Below are 26,459 nucleotides of genomic sequence, written 5' to 3'. Positions count from 1 at the left end.
AGGATTGATAAAATTCTTTTCAGTGAGGTGGTACCGTGGATGAATATTATTCGCCCTCAGAAAACAGCAGGTTTGTTTTCTGAGGGCTTTTTGCATTGTTCGGTACAGATACTGTGAAACCTTTGAAGCGATTGAATATCCCAGGAAGCATTCAGTTTGGATCGAATAGATGAACGGAAAGAAGGAGGAAAAAGAAGATGCAGAAAACTAAAAAATTACAGGCGGATCATTTAACAGCTGTTTCAGCGTTTCTACGAATTCAGGGAAAGAATAAGTGTATGCTGGAAAGTATTCCCAGAGATAAAGAGCAGGGGCGGCACACGATTATTGCGTGGAATCCGGTTAAAGAAATGACGGTCAGAGGTCAGCAATTTTCCATTACTGGTAGTTCTCCATATCAGGTGACGGACCCGCTGAAAGAATTAGAGAAGTACATTCTGATATCAGAGGATGAAGATGAAAAGCTTCCGTTCCACGGCGGTGGCTTGGGCTATGTCGGCTACGATGTCGTTACCAATTATGAGGAGCTAGGGCGAATTCCCCCGGATGAACTAGGGCTTCCAGATGTTCATTTTTATCTGTTTGATTCTTTTCTGATCTTTGATCATTTGAATGAGTGTCTGTGTCTGGTTGAATCAGATAGTTACTCCAAAAGAACACCTGAGCAACTGGAGGCGGCACTTGAACAAATAGTGAAAGACCTGCAGCTTCCGAGTGAGGCAGAAACGAAAGAAGTTCAATTACAGAAGATGAGCTATACTAGCAATTTTACAAAAGAGGCCTTTCAAGAGACGGTCAAAAAAGTCAAAGGATACATTACAAAAGGAGATATGTTTCAGATGGTTCCTTCTCAGCGGCTGACGGCAATGTGTCATAATGAACCCTTTGATTATTATCGGCGGCTGCGAGTTGAAAACCCCTCCTCGTATCTTTACTTTATTGATTTTGGGGAAACCTTTATTATCGGCTCTTCACCGGAACGGCTGGTCAGTGCCAGGAATGGTACAGCTACAACGAATCCGATTGCGGGAACACGCAAAAGAGGCGACACCGTCGAAGAAGATAAACGATTGGAAATGGAGCTTCTTCAAGACGAGAAGGAGCGGGCAGAGCATTTAATGCTGATTGATCTGGGCAGAAATGATATCGGCAAGATCAGCGAACAGGGAACGGTGGAAGTCCCTCTTTATATGACGGTTGAAAAATACCGGTTTGTGATGCATATCGTATCCGTAGTCACTGGAAAAATGAAGCAGGGTGTGACAGCGATGGATGCTTTGAAAGCGACACTGCCGGCTGGAACAGTCAGCGGAGCACCGAAGATCCGGGCTATGAAAAGGATTTATGAATTAGAGCCTGTCAAAAGAGGAATCTATGCCGGGGCAGTCGGTTATCTATCTAAAAATGATCAGGCTGATTTTGCCATAGCGATTCGAACTATGGTGATCCATAAGAGAAAGGCCTATGTACAAGCAGGAGCCGGAATTGTGTATGATTCGGAGCCGGAAAAAGAATATGAAGAAACACTGCAAAAAGCTAAAGCATTATTGGAGGTGGGCAAATGATTTTACTGATTGACAACTATGACTCATTTACATACAACCTCGTTCAGTTGGCAGGGCAGTCGGCTGAGATAAAAATTCTCAGAAATGATCATCCGACCTTGATGGAAGAGGCAGCTCTTGCTGACGGTATTATTATTTCCCCGGGGCCGGGAACACCGGAGGAGGCTGGCGAAAGTGTCGCTGTGATTCAGCATTTTTATAAAGAAAAACCGATCCTGGGTATTTGTTTGGGGCATCAGGCGATTGGCTTTGCTTTTGGTGAAACCATCCAGCAGGCTCAGGAAATCTATCATGGAAAAGCTTCTATAGTAAATCAAGAGGGCGGGCAGCTGTTTCGTGGATTATCCGACTCGTTTGAAGTGATTCGCTACCATTCGCTGGTTATCAAGCAACAAATGGTTTCAGAAGCGTTTGAAATCACTGCTTATTCAGAGGAAGATGGAGAAATTATGGGCATTGAGCATAGAAAATATCCAGTGTTCGGGCTTCAATTTCATCCGGAGTCGATAGGAACAAAAGAAGGCAGTCTCATGGTACAAAAATTTATTCAATTATGTGGAGGAAACGAAAATGAACGAATTATTTGAAAAAATATATCAGAAACAGCATTTAACAAAGAATGAGATGAAAACTGTTGCAGAGGAAATTTTTGAAGGACGATTGACAGACAGCCAACTGGCGGCATTTTTAACTGCCTTGAAGTGTAAAGGTGAAACAGCAGAAGAAATGGCTGGGATCGCTGAAACAATTCAAAGCAAAGCACGTAAAATTCAAAGTCAGAAAGAAAATGTGATGGATAACTGCGGAACTGGCGGTGATCAGTCAGGGAGTTTTAATATCAGCACGACAGCTGCTTTCGTACTGGCTGCCGGAGGAGTAACCGTGGCGAAGCACGGCAATCGAAGTATTTCCAGTTGTTCGGGCAGTGCAGATATTTTTGAATGTCTGGGTGTGGATATTGCTCTTTCGTCGGAGAAAATTAGTTTTTTATTGGATGAAGTGGGACTGGCTTTCTTATTTGCACCGAATATGCATCCGAATATGCGCTATGTAATGAAGGTTCGTAAAGAGCTTGGAACACCAACTATTTTGAATTTAATCGGTCCGTTAACAAATCCAGTGGCACTTGAGACACAGCTGATGGGAACGTATCGGCTGGACCTGCTCGAAGAAACAGCAAAAACATTGGGTTCTCTGGGAAGAAAGCGGGCAGTGGTAGTGAATGGCGGCGGGCGGCTGGATGAAGCCTCATTGGCCGGGACCACTCATTATGCGCTGCTGGAAAATGGTCAGATTCAGCTTCGGAGAATTGAACCGGAGGAACTGGGGTTCAAGCGTGTTCCACTTGAAGGAATACAAGGCGGGGATGCTCAGAAAAATACAGAAATTCTATATAGGGTCTTGAAAAATCAGTCCAGTGCCTATCTGGATACAGTGATTCTAAATGCTGGACTGGGCTTTTTCAGCAATGGGAAAACAGGAACAATTGAAAAAGGAATCGAATTGGCAAAACAATGCATTCAGTCTGGTGCGGCAATGGACAAGCTGCAGGAATTTATTCGTGTACAGAAGGAGGTCGCATAAATATGGATTTTTTGGAAAAGATTTTGCTGGAAAAAGAGAAAGAAGTTTCCGGGATGGAGCTGGAAAATCTGCAGCCTCTTAGAGTGACAGAGTCATTTGATGCACGAGTCAAAAACCACCCGGAGCATATACATGTGATTGGTGAAATCAAACGGGCATCTCCATCTAAAGGTATAATCAATCTGAATGTAGATAGTGTGAAGCAGGCAAAAGACTATGAAAAAGCAGGAGTTTCAGCGATTTCTGTTCTGACGGATGAGGTATTTTTTAAGGGCTCAATTGATATATTGAGGGAAGTTGCCGAGGCAGTGAGCGTTCCTGTTCTCTGCAAGGATTTTATTATTGATGAAAAGCAGCTGATTCGAGCGAGAAATGCCGGAGCGACGATGGTGCTGTTGATTGTGGCAGCTTTAACGGAAGAGCATCTGAAGCAATTACTTGAAAAGGCACAGAAGTTGGGTCTGGAAGTGCTGGTGGAAGTACATAATCTGGCGGAGCTGGCGATTGCTGAAAAACTTGGGGTACCATTGATCGGTGTGAATAATCGGAATTTAAAAACCTTTGAGGTGTCTGTTGGGACCAGTATTGAGCTTGGAAAAAAGCAGACAACAAAAGCAGTTTATATCAGTGAATCCGGTTTTGAAACAGGTGAACAAGTAGAAAAAATCGCTCAGCATTATCAAGGGATTTTAGTTGGAGAAACATTAATGAAGGCAGCTGACTCTCAGGAGAAGGTCAGAGAACTGCAGGTGATGAGATGAAAGTAAAAATCTGCGGATTGAAAACAAAGGAAGCAGTGATGGCAGCAGTAGATGGAGGAGCAGATTATATCGGATTTGTATTTGCTGAAAGTAAGCGACGGGTCTCGGCTGAACAGGTGCGGCAGATAACAATGGATGTGCCGCACACGGTTCGAAAAGTCGGTGTTTTTGTTTCTCCGAAAATAGAAGAGGTGGAGGAAACAATTAAAACCGCCGGATTGGATATAGTGCAAATTCATGGAGAGTATCCAGAAGGAACGTTTTCTGTTCCCTGTATTTTGGCGGGCTCTGTCGGCAGACAAACAGAGCCGCAAATCTTCGAGCAAATGTGTCGTGGCGATTACCTGCTGTTTGATGCACCGGTAAAACAATATGCGGGGGGCAACGGTGAAACTTTTAACTGGGAAGAATTGGACCTTGCATTATTTTCAGATAAGAAGGTTTTTATTGCCGGCGGTCTGACAAGTGAGAATGTTCAGCAGGCAAAAGCCTATTTTAGTCCTTACGCGGTCGATGTTTCCAGCGGCGTGGAGAAGGACGGGGAAAAGGATATAGCAAAAATTAGAGAATTTTTGAAAAAAGCGAAGGAGGATACACCATGTATCAACAACCGGTAAAAGGATTTTATGGAAATTACGGCGGCCAGTTTGTGCCGGAAACGTTAATGTATGCAATAAATGAGCTGGAGGAAGTTTACGAAGCTTCAAAGAAAGATGAGGCGTTTCAGAAGGAGCTGGACTATTACTTAAAGCAGTATGTGGGCAGAGAGAATCCGCTCTATTATGCACAGCGGCTGACGGAACATGTTGGGGGAGCCAAAATCTATTTAAAGCGTGAGGATCTAAATCATACGGGAGCGCATAAAATTAATAATACGATCGGGCAGATTTTGCTGGCGAAAAAGATGGGGAAAAATAGGATTGTGGCAGAGACCGGTGCCGGACAGCATGGGGTGGCGACTGCAACGGTTGCGGCATTGTTCGGTATGGAGTGTACGGTGTTTATGGGGGCAGTGGATGCAGCTCGTCAGTCATTAAATGTGTTTAGGATGGAGCTTCTGGGAACTAAAGTGGAGAGTGTAACCTCTGGAAGTAAGACGCTGAAGGATGCGGTGAATGAAGCGCTTCGCTACTGGGTGGCAAATGTGGAGGATACGCATTATGTGATGGGCTCGGTTCTGGGACCGCATCCGTTTCCGGAGATTGTCCGAGATTATCAAAGCGTGATTGGTCAGGAGGCCCGACGCCAGATTTTAGATGTGGAAGGAAAATTGCCGGATGCAGTGGTTGCTTGTGTCGGGGGCGGAAGTAATGCAATGGGGATTTTCTATCCGTTTATCAATGATGAGGTTCGGCTGATCGGTGTTGAAGCAGCTGGTCTGGGGCTGGAAACCGGCGCACATGCAGCGACGATTACAAGGGGACGGACAGGTATTCTTCATGGTGCGATGATGAAGCTTTTGCAGGATGAAGCTGGACAGGTTCAAGAGGCTTTTTCAATTTCAGCTGGACTTGATTATCCGGGGCTGGGACCGGAGCATTGTTATCTTGATGAATCTGGTCGGGCAGAATATGCTTTTGCAACTGATGAAGAAGCGTTGGAGGCTTTCCATTTGCTTTGTCGTACCGAAGGAATTATTCCAGCACTGGAAAGCTCTCATGCAATCAGCCATGCGGTAAAGGTTGCGAAAGAACTTGGACTGGATAAGCAAATTATCGTCTGTCTGTCTGGACGGGGTGATAAGGATGTTCAGCAGATCAAGGAACTGATGGAGAAAGGGGCGGAACAATGAAAACGTTGACTAAAGTATTGAAAGAAAAGCAGGAGAACAATCAGACGATTGTCGTTCCCTATATAATGGCAGGCGCACAGGGACTGGAAAACCTGGCTGGGGAAATCAAAATGCTGGAGAAAGCAGGAGCCAGTGCAATTGAGTTGGGTATCCCATTTTCTGATCCGGTCGCAGATGGTCCGGTAATCCAGGAGGCAGGACTGGAAGCATTGAGGCGGCAAGTAACGTTGCGGGACATTTTGCAGCTGCTTAAAACGGTTGAAACAGAGATTCCTTTAGTCATTATGAGTTATTTTAATCCATTGTATTCATTAGGATTGGAACAATTTGTTGAAGAGCTAAAGGAAACGCCTGTCAAAGGACTGATTATTCCTGATCTGCCATTTGAACATAGCGATTATCTGACGCCTTTACTGACAGACACTGACATTTCGCTGATTCCTCTGGTAGCCTTGACAACGCCGAGGGACCGCATTAAGTTGCTGACCGATGAAGGAGAAGGATTTATCTATGCTGTGGCAGTAAATGGTGTGACAGGAGTCGGCCGGAATTATCAGGAAGAGCTGGATGAGCATTTGGCCTATATTCAAAGTGTCAGCGATAAGCCGGTTCTGGTGGGTTTTGGTGTTTCTTCTGCAGAACATGTCCAACGCTTTAGAAAAAGCTGTGCGGGCGTGATTGTCGGCAGTAAAATTGTTAAGCTGCTGCAGGAAGGAAAACAGGCAGAAGTCTCTGCCTTTGTTGAAGAGCTTTCGACAGTTTAGGCTTACTCCGAATAAGTAAGGCAGAAGTATTAGTCGGTTCTTTTGTATAGAAATGAAACTATTTTGATTTTAATGAAAGACTAAATATTATTTTAATTACAGGGAAAGGTTTTCCACTCTGAAATCTAAGCATTATAATACATTTAGTTAAACAACAGGATAGTGATCGTTTGAGACAAGCTAAACCTAACCTAATTACGCTGATTTTTTTGAAATCAGTGTAATTAGGTTTTTATTTTTTTGAAGGAAGACATAGGCCTACTTCATTGCCGGTTGTCGACAAAACAGTTGAGGTAGTTCAAAAGAATCTATGAAAAGAACCAGCTAAAGAACTGGTGTACTTGATAACGAGCCTCCATCATTGAGCGTTCTGACGTTAAGAAGTGCAGGAAGAAAGCGTATCAGAACAGCAGCTTTAGCTCAATGATGCTCATTATAAAGTGTTCGCTTCACCCACTAAGATAACAGGGGAGAGAGACAAAAAGTGCCGAAAACCCCAGTAACATCAGGGAGTGGGTTCATTTTAGTTAGTAACTTTTGAACTACCACAGTTGAAGAGGGGAAAAAAATGAAATTGAAAAAATATTTTATAAGGATGGCAGTAGCAGCTTTATTTTTAACAGGGTATTCAGGAATAACCGATAATGCAACGAAAGCAACAGATGCGAATGATATGACACAGAGGGAGAATGAGTGAGAAAGCGAAGTAATCCTGGGAGTTAGGAGGGGATAAAGTGAATAAAGCATCTATCCCAAGTTCGAGCAAAAATCTAACTTTTTGGCTAGGAGTTAATATAGAATAACCAGCTGTTTTTATCGAAAATTTATTCTAAAAGAAATAGAATTTGGTTTTGTTGTAGATATGAATTTTTAAAAGGGAATTATTTTCTTGTTATATGTTAAGAATTACTGTTTTTAAACTGCCGATTCTCAGGTATAATAATATACAAATAACTATAAATTATTTGGAGGTTTATTCCTTGGATAGAATTTTTAAATTAATCGAAAAAATCAATATTAGTTCACTGGAGTCGCTGACTGTAGTTTTAGGTGGTTTTTTTACTACGGTAATTTTTTTATTTGCTTATATAAAGAGAAAAAAAAAATACAAACATATAATGAAATACGAAAAATATCCTAAAATCTCTTATTTCACAGATAGAAAAAAGCAAATACATGGAATTTTAGAGGATATTAGTAAATCTGAAAATGGTGAAATATTTTCAATTATTGGTGATGCCGGCATCGGTAAAAGTGAATTCATGGAAGTGCTAAATTGGTTGCTAAACACTCCTAAAAAGAGGCTAGATGAGCAATCAACAAACTTTATAAATGAGTATTTTTCTAACTACGTTATTCCGAAGAGTGTTTCTTTTAAATTTAGTTGTAATTCGAAAGATATTAATGATATTTATATGGATATTTTAGAACGACTCCAAGTCAAAGAAGACCTCCTATCAAAAACAATTGCACAGAATGAAATGGCGAAATACATTTATAGGCAAACTAAAAGATGGAAAACAGTGGTATTTATTTTCGAAAATATTGATGAGAACTATTTAGCTAATGATTTATTTGAGTTATTCATGTATTTAAAGAGTAATATCAAAAAACAAAAAATTGTTTTCTTTTTAGTCTATTCTAGTACATTAGCTCCTTATAAAAAAAATAATACAAAAGAAAAACAACTAGAAAAGTTTGATATAAATGATACACAAATATTTTTTAATAAGCATTCTTTAACTCATTTGTCAGACAGTTATACTAAAAAAATTTATGACTTAACAGAAGGGAATTTAGAACTTTTGGAGATTGTCAAAAATATTATAATAGAAGATAAAACTCAACAATTAGATACATCTGATTTAAGTCCAACAATGATGAAATACTTTGACCAACGTTTAGAAAGAAATGAAAATTTACGAGATATTTTTCATATCTGTTTAGCATTATCTTTTTCTCGAGAAAAAATCAGCCTTTATGAAATAAATAATTTGTGCCCGAATAATCATCCAAATATCCATAAATTTCTAGAAGAGTTAGTAACACTTGGATTTGTCTCAAAAGCAGATGTACCCAATACTTTTCATATTTCAGATAAAGTCCGTTCTATTTTATATGACACAACTTTTTCTGATTTAAAAAGCAGGCAAGAGATTATTGTTAAGAAGTATGAAGAAAAAGAAATTCATCTCAAAGAAGATATTGCAATACACCAGTTATTTGTAAAGAAGTACCATAAGTCAGCCATAAGTTTACTTGAAAATTATAGAAAAGCTGAGAACAATACTGTTACATTAAAAATATATAAAATCATGGAGTTTAGCCCAAGTTTTCTAAAATATTTATATGATAATGAGATATTAGAAAAAGTTTTATATTACGTTCTAAATGGATTGATTGGTGCAGGGAATTATCAACAAGCACATGAATTATTCACTAATGAATTTTCTAAAAAGTATATTAATATTAGACCTGAAAATATTACAAAAAATAGTTTTGATCTTCACTTTACACAGGCTAATCTTGCTCATCTTCAAAATGAGTATGAATTAGCGGGAAATTATTTTCAACAAATGATCGATTCACATGCTTCGCAAGAAACACCTCAAAATCTTGCGAAAGCTATTTGGGGATTGGCTCATATTCATAGACATACGGGGGACTTTGAGAATGCCCTCTATTATTACGATCAAGCGATCGAATTATGCCGAGAAAATATTGAGAACTGTTGGGATATTTATGTAAAATGCTTGAATGAAAAGAATAGTATTTTTGTCTATAAAGGATTTGAAGCTCCCTATAATAGGGATATAATTAATAATGCAGTGAGAAAATGTGAGAAAAAAACAAAAAGTGATGCCTCTCGCTTATCAACGAATAAATATCAAGCGATTGAATTAAGCTTATCAGGAAAATTCGATGAAGCATATCAATTGATTCAAACTACTATAGATAAATATGAACAAAGTATGGAACGTTTAAGATTTAATTTGTATTTTGAAAAAGGTGAAATCCTTCGAAGAGAGAAAAACTTTCAAAATGCAGTTGAATGTTTCCGACAAAGCTATAATTCTTCAGAATACAATGGTGATAAAAATATCCAGCTTTATTCTTTACTGGGAATGTTAGCAGCAGAGTTAGAAGCAAATGAATTTTTCTATCATGCAAATAAAGAAAGTCAACTTGAATCTTTATTTGTTTGTGAAAATTTATGTAGATATGGAGATGGCTCACTTCGATTCCAACTAGGTTTTCAACATGTTCAAGAACTAAAAGACTGTTTAATTAATTTCAAAAAGGAATTTCCTAGAATTCTCCCCTTGTTTTAAAAGTGAAATTCAATTCAGAAGGAATAGTTAATTGTTTCATCAGTTTCTTCGTAATCGTTGGGTCAGCAAGCAAAGATAAAATAATTTGAATAGTGTTTTCAATAGGATCTTGGTTCCAAGCTAATCGGGCTATTTCTTGTGTACCTAAACGAATACCATGATTATGAAATAATTTTTTACTTTTTTTGTTAAGAGTGACCTCGTTTAAAAAAGCATTTTTGTAGATTGTATTCATTTCAGCTTCAGATGTTTGAATAAAGACCTGATGTGTTTTAGTATACTCGTTATTGATTTGTGGAATAGTAAAGCCGCATGACGCTAAACCTCTGGCTAATCTATTAGCATAATCAAGAATTTTTACAGAATAAGATTCCCCAAACACTTCTAATTCAAATAATGAAAAAAGTAAGCTTACAACTTGATGCATTTGTGTATGTCTTACATACTTAGGACTAATTGTTTCGTCAATTTGTTTTGCAATTTCTTTATTATTAGTCATGATTAGACCTTTTGCGGGGCCTGGAATTGTTTTATGGGTTCCGCCAAATAAGACAAGATTTTCAATGCTGTTGAGTGGGTTTGGTAATTGTTTACCAGCAATCAATCCTAATGTTTGACTAGCATCATATAAAAAGAGTGCATGCTCAGGTAATTTTAACCGGCTAAAATCAGGTGGGAAGATAATATCTGAGGGTGCAAATAAGAAAAACTTGATTTCATTTTCTTTTAAAAGATCATAAATTTTGTCATAATCAAGATTGAAGCTTTCATAATCATAAGGCATATCTATGATTTCCAAACCCAAGCGCTCACAAACAATTTTCATAGACTGATGTCCTCCATTAGAACTATCTGAAACCATTATTTTATCTCCGAGTGTAGTAATAGACATTAACAAGCTAGTCACACAGTTCATTCCTGATAAAGTTCTAGCATCCGCATAGTTGCATGAGTAAAGCTTCTTACATTGGTAATTTATTAATTGATAGATTTCATGCAAATAAGAACTCCCAATGAAATTATTCTGGGGATTAAAATTTAATAAGCCATCCATTATATAGCGTTCTTGGTAATCGCTTGACAAAGGTAATTTTGCGAAAGCAGAGATTCTATTTTCAGCTGCACAGAGTGGTAGTGTCTTTTGCTTACTTTGTGTAAATTGATGATTAATTTTTTTAAATTGTTGGTATCCTTCTAGCTTTTCTAGCATGACCTAAAACCTCCAAATAATTTATAGTTATTTGGAGGTTTTTATGTTCATTGAATTTCGGTAATTATAGGTATCCAGCACATGTCGTTTTCGTTTTAGCGATACTTCTGTATAAATCTGAGTGGTTACGATGCTGGAGTGTCCCAGCAGCTCCTGTACTTCTCTTATGTTGGCACCATTGTTTAATAGTTCGGTTGCAAAAGTGTGTCGTAGATAATGAGGTGTTGCGGTACTTTCGATATTTGCCAGCCTTAAGTATTTTGAAAAAATATCTTCAATGCCATAGATAGAAAGCTGCTTTCCATATTTATTGACGAAAAGACTGTTGTCTTTAGGATGGAACCTGTCTCTGATTTTTAAATAGGCTGCGATGGCTTCTGCTGCTTCGTTGCTGGAAAGGTAGATTAACCGCTCTTTTCGATTTTTTCCATGGATTAAAAGTGAGTGATCAGATTGATCGTAATCATTTAGCTGGATATTGCTAGCTTCGCTGATGCGAATACCTGTTGAAATCAGCAGTTCCAAGAGTGCAGTATCCCGTATGCAGTTCCCTTTTTGATAAGAGCTGACTGTCGGGTTATGTATTCGCTCATACATTGTTGATAAAAGATGATTGATTTCTGTAATTTTTAGAGTTTTTGGCATCTTTTTTGGAATAGGATAACTTAAACGTGCTCCTTCAAACTGCTGGTTTTTCACAACTACTTGATTATTTAACAAGTATCTATAGAACATGCGGTAAGTGATTAATTTCCTTTTTAAGGAGGTTGCTTTTAGTTTTTTCTCATGATTGAGCTCATTGATAAAGGGGAGGATACCGTCCGTCAATTCGATATTTTGCAGGGTACAGTAGTCATTTAAAAGATAAAGATCTGATTTATATGCTTTGATTGTTCGTGAAGACAGATTGTGATATGTTCCTTTGTATGTTAAAAATTTTGAAATCCATTGTTCCATAAAAAAACCTCCATAACTTTTTATTGATAAGTATAATCAAAAGTCATGGAGAAATACTGTATATGAAATGTGTCTTACCTTTATTTTTCAAATTAAAGGCGAAGGATAGCGTAATTTTAATTGGTTTGCCTAGGTTATGCCGCTTGGATATATTCTGTCAGAGCTTCCAATAAAGCATCAGCTACCTGCTGTTGATAGCTTTCTGTCATAAAGGTCCACTGATCGTAGTCATTGTTCATGTAACCCAGCTCTAAAAGCAGTGATGGACGGGTATTTTCACGTAGAACCTGATAATTTCCGACTTCAACGCCGCGATTTTCCAGTGGAAGTGTAGAAGCTAAGGCGTCATTTACTGTTTCCGCCAGTTCTTTATAGGTATTGTAATAGTAGTAGGTTGTAGTTCCAGAAGCATCATTCATATATTCCGTTGAATCATAGTGAAGACTGATAAAAAAATCAGCATGATTATCAATACTGTCCGCACAAATATCATCCAGTGATTCGGTAATATCTGAATCTCTAGTCAAAATGACCGTAAATCCGGCTGTCTCAAGTGTTTCCTGAATCACCTGAGCGGTAGAAAGGGTAACGTCTTTTTCATAATAATACTCATCGTTACTAAGCGCACCAGTATCCTCACCACCATGGCCGGGATTCAGAACAACAACGGCACCTTCCGGAGAAGTAGGTGTGACTGGCATATTTATTGAATATTTTTCGCTGTATAAGCTGGAAACATAGCCTTCATATTCATTGTTGACAATCACGTGATACCAGCCGTTTTCAGTATCCAAGTATTCCATATACTCGCCTCGAGTAACTAGAGCAATTTCTTCACTGCTGCTGTCGGGCTGGCTGTATAATGGACTATCCTCAGGTCCCATCTGCACAGCGGTGATCATCGTTTGATTAGCAGAAGTTTTGGCAGCGGCCAGTTGAGTTTGTGTTACCTCAAAAGCTGTTTCCTGACTGGCAGCGCTGCTTTTTATTATCGGGGACTGTAATCTCAGATAGTAGAAAGCAGAACTGACACTCAATAAAACTACTAGTAAGAATAAGGTATTTAGGTATTTTTTCTTCATCGATGGAACCTCTTCATTCTGTGGGATAAATTAAAGATACTTGGTTAAGCTTAAAGATGACTTAAAATAATGGAGAACAACGCTTGAGGTTTAGCACTCATTTCGCTAAAGTAGACATAAAACAAATGAAAGTTGGGAAGATGAAATGGAAGCGACATTAGAGTATAAATTGATTTTAGCTGAAAATCAGCAGTTGGAAAGTAAACGGTTATTGTTGCGCCCGCTTTCCATGAGCGATGCGGGAGATATGCATGAATATGCGTCAGACGAAGAAAATACCAAGTATGTTTTTCCTACCCATAGAGATTTTACAGAAACAAAAGTAGTCATTGCAAATTATTTTATTGCTGATCCATTAGGCAAGTATGCGATTGAGTTGAAGAAAAATAGAAAAATGATCGGCTCAATTGATCTGCGGGTAGATATGCTGAACAAGAATGCGGAAATTGGTTATACATTAAATAAAAAGTTCTGGGGACAGGGACTGGTGCCGGAAGCTTGTATTCTTTTAATGGCATTTGGTTTTGAAAAACTGCAGCTTCAACGAATCTTTGCTAAATATGATGAAACAAATCACAACTCAGGGCGAGTGTTGGATAAAATCGGGATGAAAAAAGAAGGACGATTACCAAAATCCAGAATTGATAAAGATAAAATAGTGACGGATATTATTAAAGGATTAACAATTGAAGACTGGGAAAAGAACAAAGAATCAGGGAAATATTGATAGTAATAAATTGAAAATAGCTGTTTAAATGACAAAAAATATTTGTGGTTTTCAGCTCAGGAAGCCTGCTGACATTAAGAAAAGGACTGTTATAATAATAAAAGAAAAGTAAGCAATGTCGGAATAATCGGAGATGTAAAAATTCTGTTGATAGATGGATCATTAGTTTCTTTTTAGAAAAGTCAGAATAGAAAGGAAAACTTGTAAAACAGTGAAAATTGGGCAAAAAATCATTGAAAAAAGGTGAGAAAACTGCATAAATTCATTGACATTGCAGGGAATAGAAGGTATTATGTTAAATGGTATTGTTTGCCCCACAAGAGCCCCGGAAACTCAAGTGTATGTCAAACATCGAAACGAAAATTGGAGGAAAGAAACGTGCGTACAACATATATGGCCAAAGCTGGCGAAGTAGAACGTAAATGGTATGTAGTAGACGCAACTGATGTTCCTATGGGACGCCTTTCAACAGTTGTAGCATCTATACTACGTGGAAAAAATAAACCAACATTCACACCACATGTGGATACTGGAGATTTTGTAATTGTCATCAATGCTGACAAAATTAAATTAACTGGTAATAAAGCTTCTGATAAAATTTACTATCGTCACAGCCAATACCCAGGCGGTTTGAAATCTGTTACTGCTGGAGAACTGCGTGAGAAAAATTCTCGTCGCTTGATCGAAAATTCAGTAAAAGGCATGCTTCCTAAAAACACTTTAGGCCGCAAGCAGCTTACTAAGTTACACGTATACGGCGAAGCTGAGCATCCACATGCTGCACAACAACCAGAAGTATTAGATATTACAAACCTAATTTAAGGAGGGAAATTCATTGGCACAAGTTCAATATATCGGCACTGGCCGTCGTAAAAATGCAGTTGCCCGCGTACGTTTAGTACCAGGAACTGGTAAAATTACTGTAAACAAAAAAGATGTTGAAGAATATATTCCACACGCTGACTTGCGTGAAGTAATCAATCAGCCATTCGGCGTTACTGAAACAAAAGGCGCTTACGATGTAATCGTAAACGTAAACGGTGGAGGATACGCTGGACAATCAGGTGCGATCCGTCACGGAATCGCTCGTGCATTGTTGGAAGTAGATCCTGACTTCCGTTCAGCTCTGAAACGCGCTGGGTTACTTACTCGTGACGCACGTATGGTTGAACGTAAAAAACCAGGTCTTAAGAAAGCTCGTAAAGCTTCACAATTCTCTAAACGTTAAAAACAGCTTCATATCAGTACTTTCAGGCGTTTCGTAATTCATTTTGCGAAGCGTCTTTTTTTGAGTTGACACCATTGTTGACACCATTCCGGTCTGACTCTTTTTGAGACAATTTACGATAGGCAATTTCTCCAATAGGCATTTGAATCACATTTGGTGTATTTACATAAGTTCTTGTGATGTTTGTATCGCTGTGAGTCAATGCTTCAGAAATCTGTTCTAGAGCGACACCAGCTTGTTTGGCTAAAGTTGCCCCAGTATGTCGTAACTTGTGTGGAGTCGCATGGGTAAGGTGCTTATGTCGTCGCTCAATGGATTTCATACGGTAGTTCAAATAATCTGTATGAAGTCTTTGATTGATATTCCCTTTATCATCAAAGAAGGTAAAGAGTAGCTGCTCTTCGGTTTGTTCGATTTCAAATTGAGCTAGTTCTTCTTTTTGTTGGACTTTCCACTGTTGAAGTAATTGCTTTAGTTCATTCGGAATATGGAAAATTGTCGTTTTATTCCCTTTTGTGCTTTTTTCATTGCCGAATTTATCCAAGGCTTTGCCAATCATAATCTGGGAAGTAGTGAAATTCACGTTCTTCCATTTGATGGCGTAAGTTTCTGATTTGCGATCAGACAAAAAGAAGGTGGTTAGAAATAATACATAGTCCTGTAAAGTCAATTGCCCACTTTCATAATCACTTTGGACGGCAGTTAGCCATTCTTGAAGTTGTTCAAAGGAAAGGTACAAGTCTTCTTCTTTTTTAGCTTCTTGCAGTTGGTTTTTCTTAGTAGCGTTGATCCGTTTGAGCGATTTTTCTAGTTTATTCCGTTCGATGTATTCAAGCTCTTCTGCCCAATCAAAAATAGAATTAACGTAGCTACGTAGTATTTTGAAGTTTGCGTATTCGGCAGCCTTTTGAGTCATAATTTTTAGAACAAAGGCTTTGTTTTGATTCAGATAGTTCAATGTGTATTTTCCAAACATTGGTAAGATGTGAAGTCGAAAAATATCTTTTGTATTCGCGATTGTGACAGGAGTAGGAGACTTTGTGTTTCGAGAAGTTAAGCCAGCTGTATAAGCATCAATCCAGATATCTTCATAGAAATCTTTGAACAGTGCTTCGCCACCTAGTTCAAAAGCATTCTTTTCTTTGTTTTCCCGTAGCTCTTTAATTTTGGCATAAAAATCAATTTCTGCTTCTTTTGCCTCCTTTCTAGTTTTGAAAGTTTTGGAATAAAGTTTGTTTACACCTATCATCTCTTGGATATCTTGTGGATAGTAAAGCCGTAAACGGTAAGTCTCATTTTCTGTTTTGCTAATTGCCATAGTATTTCCCTCCGAATTTGCGAGCCGAAATCAAATACTATATATGGAGTATAACGATGTCGGAATTATTTTGCTAGGCTTGCTAGCCATTGATCAATGGCGATACGGTCAAATCTATTTGATCCGTGGATTTGAATAAGGGGCAAGCCATCTTTAATCCAGCCATCTAACGTATTATTGGAAACTTGTAAATAGTTACAAGTCTGCTTCTTATTCATATAGCGATGTTGCAGGTTTTCCTGTGTCTTAATTTTTTCGATTTCAGTTGTGATTAAATCAGATAGTTGAGTAGAAATGATTCCCATCTGATCATCGCTGAGTAAAATTTTCATTTCGGTCATATTCTCACTTCCTTTGAATTTTGCGTAGGGAATAATGAATTATTTTTTTATCTTGGTATAGTGAACAGTGCTTTCTTGAAAATCCATCACTTGTTCAGGAGTTCCACCTTCATTTATCGCACTGTAAAATATTGGACGTCTTACGAGATACTCATTGGTATAAAGTACCTCTTGATTTGTGATGTCAAAAGGTTGATCCACGAGTTGCTTTGTGACGCTGGGTACTTTGAGGTTGCGGGATTTGAAGAATGCTTTTTTCTTATGCTCTTTCATATCCAAGTCCTTCTCAAAATATTTACTGATATAGCGCCCGCGATTTTCGATGCTATCCACATCAATCTTGTTGATTTTGACAAATCCATGTCCCCAGATGGTAGTAAGGCGATTGATAGAGATAAAAGGAAAGTCAAACAGGATGATGTGATAATGGATGGCGCCTCGTTCTTGTTTTTCCCACGTGGCAAGGTATTTCAGGTTTGCTTTTTTTGTGTGATAGAGTTCGTAGTTTAGTCGTTTGATAAATTTTTTGAATTCATTATTCGCATAGGCAATGTCTTGAATGTTTTCTCTGAAAGTGAGGGTTAAAAATTTTGTCTGATTGTCAAAGTTCATATCCACGAGTCTGGCGATTTCAAAGCGCATATTTTGATAGTATTTTTGTTTTCGTTTTAAGCTGTCGTATTGCCCTTGAGCAGATAGTTCATCATAGTTTTTTCTTTTATCGCTAGTTGGATTTTCTTCTTCATAAAGCCAAGCTAATTCTTTTTTTCGTTTTGGATTGATTTCAATATTTCCTGCTTTTTGTTTAGGAGTAATGATTGCTTCATAATCATAAATTTCAAGGTACGTGGGAGTTTCAATGATTTTCTGATTATAAGCTTTCAAAAATCATCACTCCTTGATGTGTATTCAGTTGTCAAAGAACCATCATTTTTCGCCTGATGTTGTTCTATAAATCAAGTTAAGGGGAAGTCCTGCAAAGCAGTCCTTCCAGCCTATGTGTTTATTGGGCGGTTTTAACGGACAGAAACGGCTCTGTGGGCGCTGCCTCGCCGTTTCGTCCTAACCACCCAACAAACCCATAGGAAAATTAGTTTTGCGTAGGGTTACCTTGTTTTTTCGGAATCAAGGTTGCCGCATCTGCCGTGGCTGATAAACCATAGCTGACAAATTGACCGTTAGAGCGACCCCAAGGTGCAATCACTAAATTGGCAAATGTAACCATGGCTAAACCTTGTTGGGTAAGCTCTTCCAGAGTGATTATAGGATTTTCAGATTTGACTTTGACATTGATTTTTTCGTAGCGGAGTTTTGGTAGGATACATTCATAACTCCAACCTAGAATTTCTCCATCTTTTTGCCAGCGAGTAATATTGACAACTTGATATTCTTTTTCGAGTTTTTCTTTTGGTAAGGTAAGATCGTTGATTTTAATTGGCATAATAGTCCTCCTTTTTAGATATACGATAATTTATACGATTGGTTTAAAAAAATATAGACGGCCATCTATGATTTGTATTTTATACGTTTGTTTATACGAAGTCAAGAGAATTAGCGAAAAAATATATACGAAATTTTATACAAGTGATATAATAAGTAAAAATGACAAGGAGGAAGTAATCTATGTTTGGTTTATTACAACCGGATAAAGTGAAGGTAGGACAACGAATCAAAGAAATCAAAGAGAGTATGAATTTGTCCTTTACAGAGTTAGGAAATCGCTTGGGGATAAAGAAACCAACAATCAGTTCCTATGTTCAAGGCTATGCCTTAGCCCCGGAAATTGTTATTAACCAATTATCGAGTATTAGTGGGAAACCAGTAGGCTGGTTTTACTTTGGCGATATTGAAGAATATATTGCGGACTACTTGCGGTTAAAAGGGCAGAACAGGATTGTGCAAGAACATCCAGAAGTTGTGAAAGCAATCAAAGAAGAGTTTTACACTGGGGAATTTAAGAATCCGGCATGGGAAAATGAAGTTGGTTATCCATGTGAGGAGTTCATGGATGATTATTTTTATGAACTGCAGCAAGACGTCATTAAAGAAGAAATTCAAAAAATGGTACATGATAAGATAAACAATTTACCGATTGCCGATGATTTATCTAAACAGAAGAAAGATGAAGCAGTCACCGTTATTACGAACGGTATCATCGAATATCTGGATGTGGCAGGCGAATTTAATTATGAAAAAAAAGATGATATGATAAAAGTAGTAAAAGAAGAGGTTGCGAAATTTGATTTTTTTGCAAATAGTAAATTTGAAGATAAATATTTGATTGGGAAATTGATCAATATACTTTCTGACAATCAGCAGACCATTCAGTTACTTAATCATTTGTCTAAAGAGTTGACAGATAGGACATTTACAGGATTGTTTGGTGGGGAAGAGTTAGTAGAAACGATTCAGACGTTAAGACCAGCGTTAATTAATCTGTCCAATAGAATTAGTGCTGATCAGCTTGAGGATTGGTTTGAAAAGTAAAATTAATTGAAATTAGGGGTTGATGGTATGTCGCTAGGTAATCAATTGAGGCTGAACCGACAACGGATAAGGCTATACTATCGAGAAGATATAAATTGACTTACTATTCCCGGTTAGATTATTTCAAAAAAATTATATGCTCAAATTTGCATGGTATAATCACTGATAGTTAACATAAGTATATTTCAGTTTTTTAATTGCGAAAAGACGATAAGATATTATTTTATATTATCGAAAATCAATCAGGTTGTTTTGAAATATTGCGGATATTGTTTCGTCTTTGTCTATTAAAATATTCATAAATACACCAGTTTGCTCAAAAGGAGATCATAGATAATGGATGATATATGGATGTTTATTTCTCATTTGAAAAAACAATACCAGAAGTTAGGAGTAGTAGTATCTAGCCAAGATAAAGAAATTAATACGGGTAGAGTGGAATTCGTAAATTTGAATCTACCTTTAAGTGAATTACTTCTGAAAAAGAGTCGGCGAAGTTGGTATCTGATTGCTTCTGATTTTATCAAAGGAATAATAGAACAATCTTCAGAAGAAGTTGTTCTGTTTGATAACTTTGAATTGATAATGAATCCAGAATTAGGTGTCAATTTTATGGATCTATTGCTAGAATTAAGTAAGATAAAAGTTGTTTTGATTGCATGGCATTATGATATTGAAGGGACCACTCTCATATATGCAAAACCTGGGCACAAGGAATACCGCCGTATTGAAATGAGAGAAGATCAATTATTTTTTGGATAGGAGAAGAAAATGCTGTATAAAGAATTAGTAAATTTTGAACCAATTGATTCAGTCATCCAATTAACAGATGCAAATTCAACAGAAAAGGCAATGCACCTGTTGGATACATACGTAATCTCAGATCGCATGGCAGAAACAATTAATGAAATTATTTTTAAGCAACTACAATACACTAGACCGGAAGACAACAAGGGATTATTGGTTGTGGGTAACTATGGCTCAGGTAAGTCTCATTTAATGTCAGTAATCTCAACAATTGCTGAGTATGAAGGTGCTAGTAAGCATATTGCAAACAAAGAAGTAGCTGAGCACGCTAAACAAATTGAAGGACAATTCAAGGTAATCCGGTTTGAAATTGGTGGAGTGGATCGCCCGTTCAAAGATATTATTATTTCACAACTCGAAAAAGGCTTTATTGAAATGGATGTCAACTTTGAATTTCCAGAAGATGATTCGAAGTTAACCAATAATAAAGAATGGCTACTGGAAATGATGGATGCCTTCAATACAAAATATCCAGAAAAAGGGTTATTAGTAGTCGTCGATGAACTTCTGGATTATCTTCGTTCACGTAAAGAGTTAGAAATGACATTGGATTTAGGGTTCTTACGTGAGTTAGGTGAAGTAGCGTATGATAGCCGGTTTAGGTTTATGGCTGGGATTCAGGAGATGTTATTCGATAACCCGCGTTTTTATTATGTGGCGGATCCACTGCGACGGGTAAAGGAACGCTTCGAGCAAGTACGTATTGTTAAAGAAGATATTGCCTATGTTATTTCACAACGTTTACTTAAGAAAAATGATTTACAAAAAGCTAAAATTCGTGAACATTTAACGGAGTTTTCTAAGCTCTACGACCGACTAAGTGAGAATATGGAAACATATGTTGAGCTGTTTCCAATTCATCCTGCATATTTATCGACATTTGAGAATGTTCATAATATTGAAAAACGGATAGCATTGAAAACCATCACCAATGAGATGAAGAAGATTATTAATGACGACGTACCGATAGATGATCCAGGATTAGTTTCCTATGATAGTTATTGGGCTTACATTGAGGAAGACCCATCTTACAAGACAATTCCTGAAGTTCGAGAAGTGATGGATAAAGTATCAATTTTGAAGGATAGAATAAATAGTGCCTTTCCTTCAACAAAAAGACGCTATCAAAAAATGTCTATTCGTATAGTGAATGCTATGGCATTGAATCGTCTAACTACTGATGATATCTATTCTAAGGTAGGGATGACTTCTGATGAATTGAAAGATGACCTTTTTCTAACAATTCCTGGTCAGATGGATATGCTGCTTGAAGATCCTGATCCTGCGGGATTTTTGAAAACAAATATAGATGTGGCTATTAAGACAATTATGGAAACCGTCAGCTATCAATATATTTCAGTAAATGAAGTCAATGCACAATATTATCTAGATTTGAAAAAAGATATTGATGTAGATAGTCTGATTGCAGATCGTGCTGAAATTATTGAAGCAGACACAATGGACCGCTACTATTTTGATTTATTACAAAATGCGATTGCTTTGGATGATCTTACTTATATTTCTGGTTATAAGATTTGGTCATATGAGCTTCCTTGGGAACAACGCCGAGTAATGCGAAAAGGATATCTTTTCTTGGGTTCTCCCAATGAGCGATCTACAGCGCAACCAGAGAGAGATTTTTACATTTACATGTTACGACCATTTAATACCGTAAACTATAAAGATGAGAAGCGCTCGGATGAAGTCTTCTTCAAACTTAATTTAGAAGACGATTACTTTGAAAAGACATTGCGAAAATATGCTGCAGCAAAAGAACAGTACATTGAAACAACACAAGCGCAAAAACCTTTATTTAAAGCTAAGTATGATAGCTACTATAAGCAATTGAATAAATGGCTGTTCGAACATTTTGTAGATGTATTCAAGGTGGTTTATAAAGGTAAAGAAGGATATCTTTCTGATTTTGGAATGTTCCTTCCACAAGAAGATACTTTGAAAGCAATGGTAAACTATGCTTCTGCAGAGTTCTTGAATGATGCCTTTCAAGAGAAATACCCAGATTATCCAACCTTTAAAGAATATAAGCCAGGATATCTAACAAATGATAATATCAAAACTTCCGCAAGTGATGCTTTGCAATTCTTAAATGGACGTTCAACAAAAACTGGTGAAGCCTTACTCAATGGCTTGGTTATGGAAGATAGCACTGGGAAAGTTACTGCAGAATCCATTTCTAATTCTGGCTTTTCACGTTGGATTTTGGAAATGCTAGAAGAAAAAGGAAACGGCAAGGTGGTTAACAATAAAGAAATATACGACCAAGACGCCTTACGCGGTACAGGTGATAGACGACTTTCAAAAGAGTTTAAATTAGAGCCTGAACTAGTTGTTGTCGTTATTGGTGCGCTTCTTTATGCAGGGAAATTAGAGATAAGCGTAGCTGGAACGAATTATACAGCAATGAACTATCGAGAGTTTGCTGCCGAAAATATCGAGATATTGTCTAATTTCGACTATATCAAAAAGCCATCTGGTCTTCCAATTAATGAAATCAATGCAGTACTAAATCTATTTGATGAGTACGCCCCAAACTTTGATGAAAAGATTCTAGAAGGATATATTAGGCGCCTTAGCAGCAAGTCAATTGAAGAAGTGAGTCATACCTTAAATACTATTGAGATGGTCAAGAAAGGTTTTTCTATTGGCGGCACAGAAGTTATGGATGCAAATACTCGACAAGATACAATTATGAGACTCACTTCTTATAAAGACTTTTGTGAAAAAGTCCAACGGTATAATACCGTTGCTAAAATGAAAAACTTTTCGGCTAGCGTTACTGAAATCTCAGAACAAGAAGAAAACAAGAAATTAATTGATTCAATTGAACAGATGAAGAAAGACGTTGACGAAGTCGGTACACTAGTGACATACATTACACAGGCTACTTACAACTATGGCCTTGAGAGTGATTGGACAAAGAATGCCCAAGAAGCGATTAATGCTGTCGTTGAAGCCGTGAAGAAAGGTGCTGGATTCAAGTCGCAAATGGATGACTTGAAAGAAATTAAAGAGCACTATATAGATGAATATTATGATATTCATCAGAAATCGCGATTAACAAGTAAAGAGGAAATTAATCGTGATGCGCTACTTAATTCAGTTGAGGCAGATGTATTAGCTACACTAAAGGCCAATATCGACATTCTTCCGGGTCAACAGCTTATTGATTGGGTCCAAGAGCTACGTGCTACAAGAGCTTGTTTTTCACTAACAAAAGCTGAACTAGAACAGCATCCGACATGTATTCATTGTAATTTCGAAATTGGAAAAACTGATCGGAATTCTAAATTGGTTGTATCTAATGGTAAAGAAAAATTAACTAGAATTTATGAAAATTGGATGGAGATTCTTGTAAGTAGCTTACAACAGGGAGACATTGTTGAGAATCGGGAACTCTTGAATAATGAAGAAAAAGTAGAAATTAATCAATTCATTGCTACAAAAGAATTAACATTTCCGGTTAGTCCTCAATTCTTGAATACCATAAATAATTTGTTTAAAGGCTTTGAGAAGGTCGAAATAACTGAAGCGGAGCTGGTTAAAGCGATGGGAGATGGTAGTCCAATGTCAGTTAATGAACTAGAAGGACGTATCCGTCAATTGATTGCAGAGCTAACTGAAGGCAAAGAGAAAAATAAAGTTAGAATTATGTTTAAGAGGTGAGTAGATGTCATTAGAAAATGAACAATTGTCTTTTGATTCTGAACAAAAGGAAAATAAAAGAGTGACAGTTCTCGGGATGGAATTTGAAAATGATGATGCTCGTCGAGAGTATTTCCGGGAGGAGCTGAGAAAAAAACTTCCTGAGTTGAAGAAAATTGAAGGCTTTCCAATTGGTAGCGACGAAGATATTATTTCGTTATCTGATCCACCATATTATACAATTTGTCCCAATCCATGGTTAAGTTCTTTTTTTTCCGACTGGAAGACTGATAAGAATTATACAAAGGACGTTGAATACCCGTTAGCAGTCGATGTTAGTGAAGGTAAAAATGATCCAATCTATAATGCGCATAGTTATCATACTAAAGTTCCTTATAAGGCAATTATGAGATATATGCTTTATTATACGAATCCTGGAGATATAGTTTTTGACGGATTTTGTGGATCCGGAATGACAGGTGTTGCAGCTGAAATGTGTGATAATAAGGAAACTGTAAGAGATTTAATGGGAGATGATTTTTGCGAGAGTAGTGTTGGTTACAGAAAAGCAATGTTGATTGACTTAGCACCCGCAGCAACATTTATTTCTCATAATTATAATAAAAAAGGAAAATCAGAAATATCAGCTCGTTATTTGTTGAAAAGACTAAAAAAATTGAGAGAAAAATATGATTGGGCATTTTCAACAATTTGCGAAGGTTCTCGTATGATAAAAAACGATACAAATTTAAGGCGATTTTATGAAGAAAATAAAGAAAATTTTGGTGAAATTAATTATATTGTATGGAGCGAAGTGTATATTTGTAATTCCTGTACTAGCGAGATAAATTACTGGGATGTCGCTGTTTCAAGAGATGAGAAAAAAGTAGAGAGCGTGTTGACTTGTGCTCATTGCGGAGCAAGAAGTGAAAAGAAAAATTTGGATAAGGCAATGGAAAGCCACTTAGATCCAGTGATTAATAAGCTAGTGCTACAACCAAAGATGGTACCAGTTAAAATCAATTATTCGGTGAATAAAAAAAGATACAACAAGTCCCCTGATTGGTATGATATTAAAGTTATTAACTATTTTAAATTCCAAGGGAATTACAATAAAATCCCAGTTGTAAAGTTTAATAATGGTATTAAAACTTCAGAACCAATCAGGAATGGAATGCCCTACGTCCATCATGTATACACAGATAGAATCCTATCAATCTTAAACGATTATTTAGACGTTGAGGATACCGTGATGATTGATGATATACAGTTTTTGTTAGGAAGTACTCTTCCTAAGCTTACCAAAATGAACAGATATATGCCTCAACATGGTAGTAGAGCATTAGTGGGACCAATGGCAAACGCGTTATACTTTCCGCCTTTATCTGTAGAAAATAATGTTTTATCTCAGTTTGAATTTCAATTAAAGAAGATTGTAAAAGCTTGGAATTGTTATTCGGGAACGATAATTTCTACTCAAAGTAGTACAAAAGTCCCTATTGCTAATAATTCAATAGATTATATTTTTATTGACCCTCCTTTTGGTGCCAATATTATGTATTCAGAGTTAAGCTTTATAAGAGAATCTTGGTTGGGTGTATATACTAATAATAAAAAGGAAGCAATAGAGAATAAAAGTCAAGGTAAGAGATTGTCAGATTATACTCAATTGATGAGTGATGCATTTAATGAAGCTTTTCGAATTTTGAAACCAAATAAATGGATTACAGTTGAATTTTCTAATACGAAAGCTAGTGTATGGAACGCGCTACAATTCGTCATACAAAATGCTGGTTTTGTAATTGCGAGTGTTGATGCGTTGGATAAAAAACGTGGTGGTTTCCATTCAATGATAACAACTACAGCAGTAAAACAAGATTTAGTTATTTCCGCTTATAAACCAGCGATTGAAAGCGTCAATAAAATGATTTCAGAAAGAAATTCCGAAGAATCAGCTTGGACATTTATTGAACAGCATTTAAAAAAACTTCCAGTTTTTGTAGGTACTCGAGGTGATGCTTCGGTAATAGTAGAAAGAACTATTAGAATTCTGTATGATCGAATGGTTGCTTATCATGTTCAAAATGGGTTGCCTGTCCCTATCTCTGCTTTGAATTTTCAGGAGGAAATTGTGAGGCGATTCTCTTTACGTGATGGAATGATATTTCTTGAATCTCAGGTTGTTGAATATGATAAGAAAAGGATAACGGCTAAAAACTTTTCTAAATTATCATTGTTTGTATCTGATGAGAATAGTGCTATTGAATGGATTAGGCAGCAACTATTAAAAAAACCACAAACAAGGCAAGATATACAACCTCTGTTCATGAAAGAAATTATGAATATTGCAAAACATGAAGATTTACCTGAATTAGATGATTTACTTCAGCAAAATTTTTTGTTCTATAATGGAATCGGATCAGTTCCCAATCAAATTAGCACTTACTTAACAAAAAACTATCATGAATTACGTGGGCTAGACAAAGATGATGAAGTGTTAAAAGAAAAAGCGAAAAATCGTTGGTATGTGCCAAATCCTAATCAACAAGCCGACTTGGAAAAACTGCGAGAGAAGAACTTATTGCGTGAGTTTGTCCATTATCTTGAAGAAATCAATAATAGCAAGAAGAAATTAAAAGTATTCCGTACAGAAGCAATCCGTGTTGGTTTTAAGAAGGCGTGGACAGAAAAAGAATATCAAACTATCGTAAAAGTAGGAGAGCGCCTTCCAGAAAAAGTAATTCAAGAAGACGATAAGCTTCTGATGTATTTTGATAATGCTTTAATGCGAGTAGAAATGTAGCAAATACTAATGATAAAGAAATTTGATAGATTCTACAC

General features: G+C 37.1%; 23 protein-coding genes. 16 read left to right on the top strand and 7 right to left on the bottom strand.

Annotated elements, in window-relative coordinates; genetic code table 11:
- The first annotated feature begins 197 nt into the window (after nucleotides 1–197).
- The 9 genes from trpE to IW492_RS03560 all read left to right on the top strand — a co-directional run bounded on the left by trpE (nucleotide 198) and on the right by IW492_RS03560 (nucleotide 9,798).
- A complete protein-coding gene (gene trpE, locus IW492_RS03595; RefSeq protein WP_202065302.1) occupies nucleotides 198–1,565 on the top strand; it encodes an anthranilate synthase component I in 1,368 nt (455 codons plus the stop codon).
- Nucleotides 1,562–2,152 (top strand): anthranilate synthase component II, encoded by a 591-nt coding sequence (locus tag IW492_RS03590; protein WP_202065300.1) that lies wholly within the window; start codon nucleotides 1,562–1,564, stop codon nucleotides 2,150–2,152. Before trpE ends, IW492_RS03590 begins: the two co-directional genes overlap by 4 nt.
- Nucleotides 2,136–3,149 (top strand): anthranilate phosphoribosyltransferase, encoded by a 1,014-nt coding sequence (trpD, locus tag IW492_RS03585; RefSeq protein ID WP_202065297.1) that lies wholly within the window; start codon nucleotides 2,136–2,138, stop codon nucleotides 3,147–3,149. Before IW492_RS03590 ends, trpD begins: the two co-directional genes overlap by 17 nt.
- A complete protein-coding gene (gene trpC, locus IW492_RS03580) occupies nucleotides 3,146–3,910 on the top strand; it encodes an indole-3-glycerol phosphate synthase TrpC (RefSeq protein WP_202065615.1) in 765 nt (254 codons plus the stop codon). The genes trpD and trpC overlap by 4 nt, the downstream gene beginning before the upstream one ends.
- Nucleotides 3,907–4,527 (top strand): phosphoribosylanthranilate isomerase, encoded by a 621-nt coding sequence (locus tag IW492_RS03575; RefSeq protein WP_202065295.1) that lies wholly within the window; start codon nucleotides 3,907–3,909, stop codon nucleotides 4,525–4,527. Before trpC ends, IW492_RS03575 begins: the two co-directional genes overlap by 4 nt.
- The gene (trpB, locus tag IW492_RS03570) at nucleotides 4,509–5,702 is read left to right on the top strand and encodes a tryptophan synthase subunit beta (protein WP_202065294.1); all 1,194 of its coding nucleotides are present in this window, start codon (nucleotides 4,509–4,511) and stop codon (nucleotides 5,700–5,702) included. Before IW492_RS03575 ends, trpB begins: the two co-directional genes overlap by 19 nt.
- On the top strand, nucleotides 5,699–6,466 hold the full coding sequence (gene trpA / locus IW492_RS03565; RefSeq protein ID WP_202065292.1) for a tryptophan synthase subunit alpha: 768 nt from the start codon (nucleotides 5,699–5,701) through the stop codon (nucleotides 6,464–6,466). The genes trpB and trpA overlap by 4 nt, the downstream gene beginning before the upstream one ends.
- 568 nt (nucleotides 6,467–7,034) lie before the next feature.
- A complete protein-coding gene (locus IW492_RS18300) occupies nucleotides 7,035–7,163 on the top strand; it encodes a hypothetical protein (RefSeq protein ID WP_269160909.1) in 129 nt (42 codons plus the stop codon).
- Between the two features lie 283 nt (nucleotides 7,164–7,446).
- Nucleotides 7,447–9,798 (top strand): tetratricopeptide repeat protein, encoded by a 2,352-nt coding sequence (locus IW492_RS03560; RefSeq protein ID WP_202065290.1) that lies wholly within the window; start codon nucleotides 7,447–7,449, stop codon nucleotides 9,796–9,798.
- Here IW492_RS03560 and IW492_RS03555 read toward each other — a convergent pair.
- From IW492_RS03555 to IW492_RS03545, 3 genes are all read right to left on the bottom strand, one after another.
- Entirely contained in the window at nucleotides 9,776–11,008 is a 1,233-nt protein-coding gene (locus IW492_RS03555; protein WP_202065288.1) for a hypothetical protein, read from the bottom strand. The genes IW492_RS03560 and IW492_RS03555 overlap by 23 nt on opposite strands.
- A gap of 27 nt (nucleotides 11,009–11,035) precedes the next feature.
- Complete coding sequence (locus IW492_RS03550) at nucleotides 11,036–11,965, bottom strand: tyrosine-type recombinase/integrase (protein WP_202065286.1); 930 nt, start codon at nucleotides 11,963–11,965, stop codon at nucleotides 11,036–11,038.
- 134 nt (nucleotides 11,966–12,099) lie between these two features.
- On the bottom strand, nucleotides 12,100–13,047 hold the full coding sequence (locus tag IW492_RS03545) for an N-acetylmuramoyl-L-alanine amidase (protein WP_236671766.1): 948 nt from the start codon (nucleotides 13,045–13,047) through the stop codon (nucleotides 12,100–12,102).
- A 145-nt stretch (nucleotides 13,048–13,192) separates the two neighbouring features.
- Here IW492_RS03545 and IW492_RS03540 point away from each other — a divergent pair, with 145 nt between their 5' ends.
- The 3 genes from IW492_RS03540 (at nucleotide 13,193) to rpsI (ending at nucleotide 15,002) form a co-directional block, all read left to right on the top strand.
- Nucleotides 13,193–13,774, top strand: a complete 582-nt coding sequence (locus tag IW492_RS03540; protein WP_202065276.1) for a GNAT family N-acetyltransferase — start codon at nucleotides 13,193–13,195, stop codon at nucleotides 13,772–13,774.
- Nucleotides 13,775–14,167: 393 nt separating this feature from the next.
- Nucleotides 14,168–14,596, top strand: coding sequence for a 50S ribosomal protein L13 (rplM, locus tag IW492_RS03535; protein ID WP_236671774.1), 429 nt, complete (start codon nucleotides 14,168–14,170; stop codon nucleotides 14,594–14,596).
- Nucleotides 14,597–14,609: 13 nt separating this feature from the next.
- On the top strand, nucleotides 14,610–15,002 hold the full coding sequence (gene rpsI / locus IW492_RS03530) for a 30S ribosomal protein S9 (protein ID WP_202065265.1): 393 nt from the start codon (nucleotides 14,610–14,612) through the stop codon (nucleotides 15,000–15,002).
- 22 nt (nucleotides 15,003–15,024) lie between these two features.
- Here the strand turns inward: rpsI and IW492_RS03525 are convergent, their stop codons facing one another.
- The 4 genes from IW492_RS03525 to IW492_RS03510 form a co-directional block, all read right to left on the bottom strand.
- Nucleotides 15,025–16,320, bottom strand: a complete 1,296-nt coding sequence (locus IW492_RS03525; RefSeq protein WP_202065256.1) for a site-specific integrase — start codon at nucleotides 16,318–16,320, stop codon at nucleotides 15,025–15,027.
- A gap of 65 nt (nucleotides 16,321–16,385) precedes the next feature.
- Entirely contained in the window at nucleotides 16,386–16,661 is a 276-nt protein-coding gene (locus IW492_RS03520) for a helix-turn-helix transcriptional regulator (RefSeq protein WP_095803878.1), read from the bottom strand.
- A gap of 39 nt (nucleotides 16,662–16,700) precedes the next feature.
- Nucleotides 16,701–17,546 (bottom strand): rolling circle replication-associated protein, encoded by an 846-nt coding sequence (locus IW492_RS03515; protein WP_202065248.1) that lies wholly within the window; start codon nucleotides 17,544–17,546, stop codon nucleotides 16,701–16,703.
- Nucleotides 17,547–17,751: 205 nt separating this feature from the next.
- Nucleotides 17,752–18,102: a hypothetical protein gene (locus IW492_RS03510; RefSeq protein ID WP_202065246.1), complete on the bottom strand. Its 351-nt coding sequence runs from the start codon at nucleotides 18,100–18,102 to the stop codon at nucleotides 17,752–17,754.
- Nucleotides 18,103–18,284: 182 nt separating this feature from the next.
- Between IW492_RS03510 and IW492_RS03505 the strand changes: the two genes are divergently transcribed.
- The 4 genes from IW492_RS03505 to IW492_RS03490 all read left to right on the top strand — a co-directional run bounded on the left by IW492_RS03505 (nucleotide 18,285) and on the right by IW492_RS03490 (nucleotide 26,421).
- Nucleotides 18,285–19,148: a helix-turn-helix domain-containing protein gene (locus IW492_RS03505; RefSeq protein ID WP_202065245.1), complete on the top strand. Its 864-nt coding sequence runs from the start codon at nucleotides 18,285–18,287 to the stop codon at nucleotides 19,146–19,148.
- Nucleotides 19,149–19,484: 336 nt separating this feature from the next.
- Nucleotides 19,485–19,910 (top strand): BREX-3 system P-loop-containing protein BrxF, encoded by a 426-nt coding sequence (gene brxF / locus IW492_RS03500; RefSeq protein WP_202065243.1) that lies wholly within the window; start codon nucleotides 19,485–19,487, stop codon nucleotides 19,908–19,910.
- Nucleotides 19,911–19,919: 9 nt separating this feature from the next.
- Nucleotides 19,920–23,639: a DUF6079 family protein gene (locus IW492_RS03495; protein WP_202065241.1), complete on the top strand. Its 3,720-nt coding sequence runs from the start codon at nucleotides 19,920–19,922 to the stop codon at nucleotides 23,637–23,639.
- Between the two features lie 4 nt (nucleotides 23,640–23,643).
- Nucleotides 23,644–26,421 carry a DNA methyltransferase gene (locus IW492_RS03490; RefSeq protein WP_202065239.1) on the top strand — a complete coding sequence of 926 codons (2,778 nt, stop codon included), beginning with the start codon at nucleotides 23,644–23,646 and terminating at the stop codon, nucleotides 26,419–26,421.
- The last annotated feature ends 38 nt before the right edge of the window (nucleotides 26,422–26,459 follow it).

This window comes from Enterococcus sp. BWB1-3 (assembly GCF_016745275.1).
Lineage (GTDB): Bacteria > Bacillota > Bacilli > Lactobacillales > Enterococcaceae > Enterococcus_L.
Note: the sequence above shows the minus strand (reverse complement) of the source record. Positions and strands in the feature narration are given on the sequence as shown.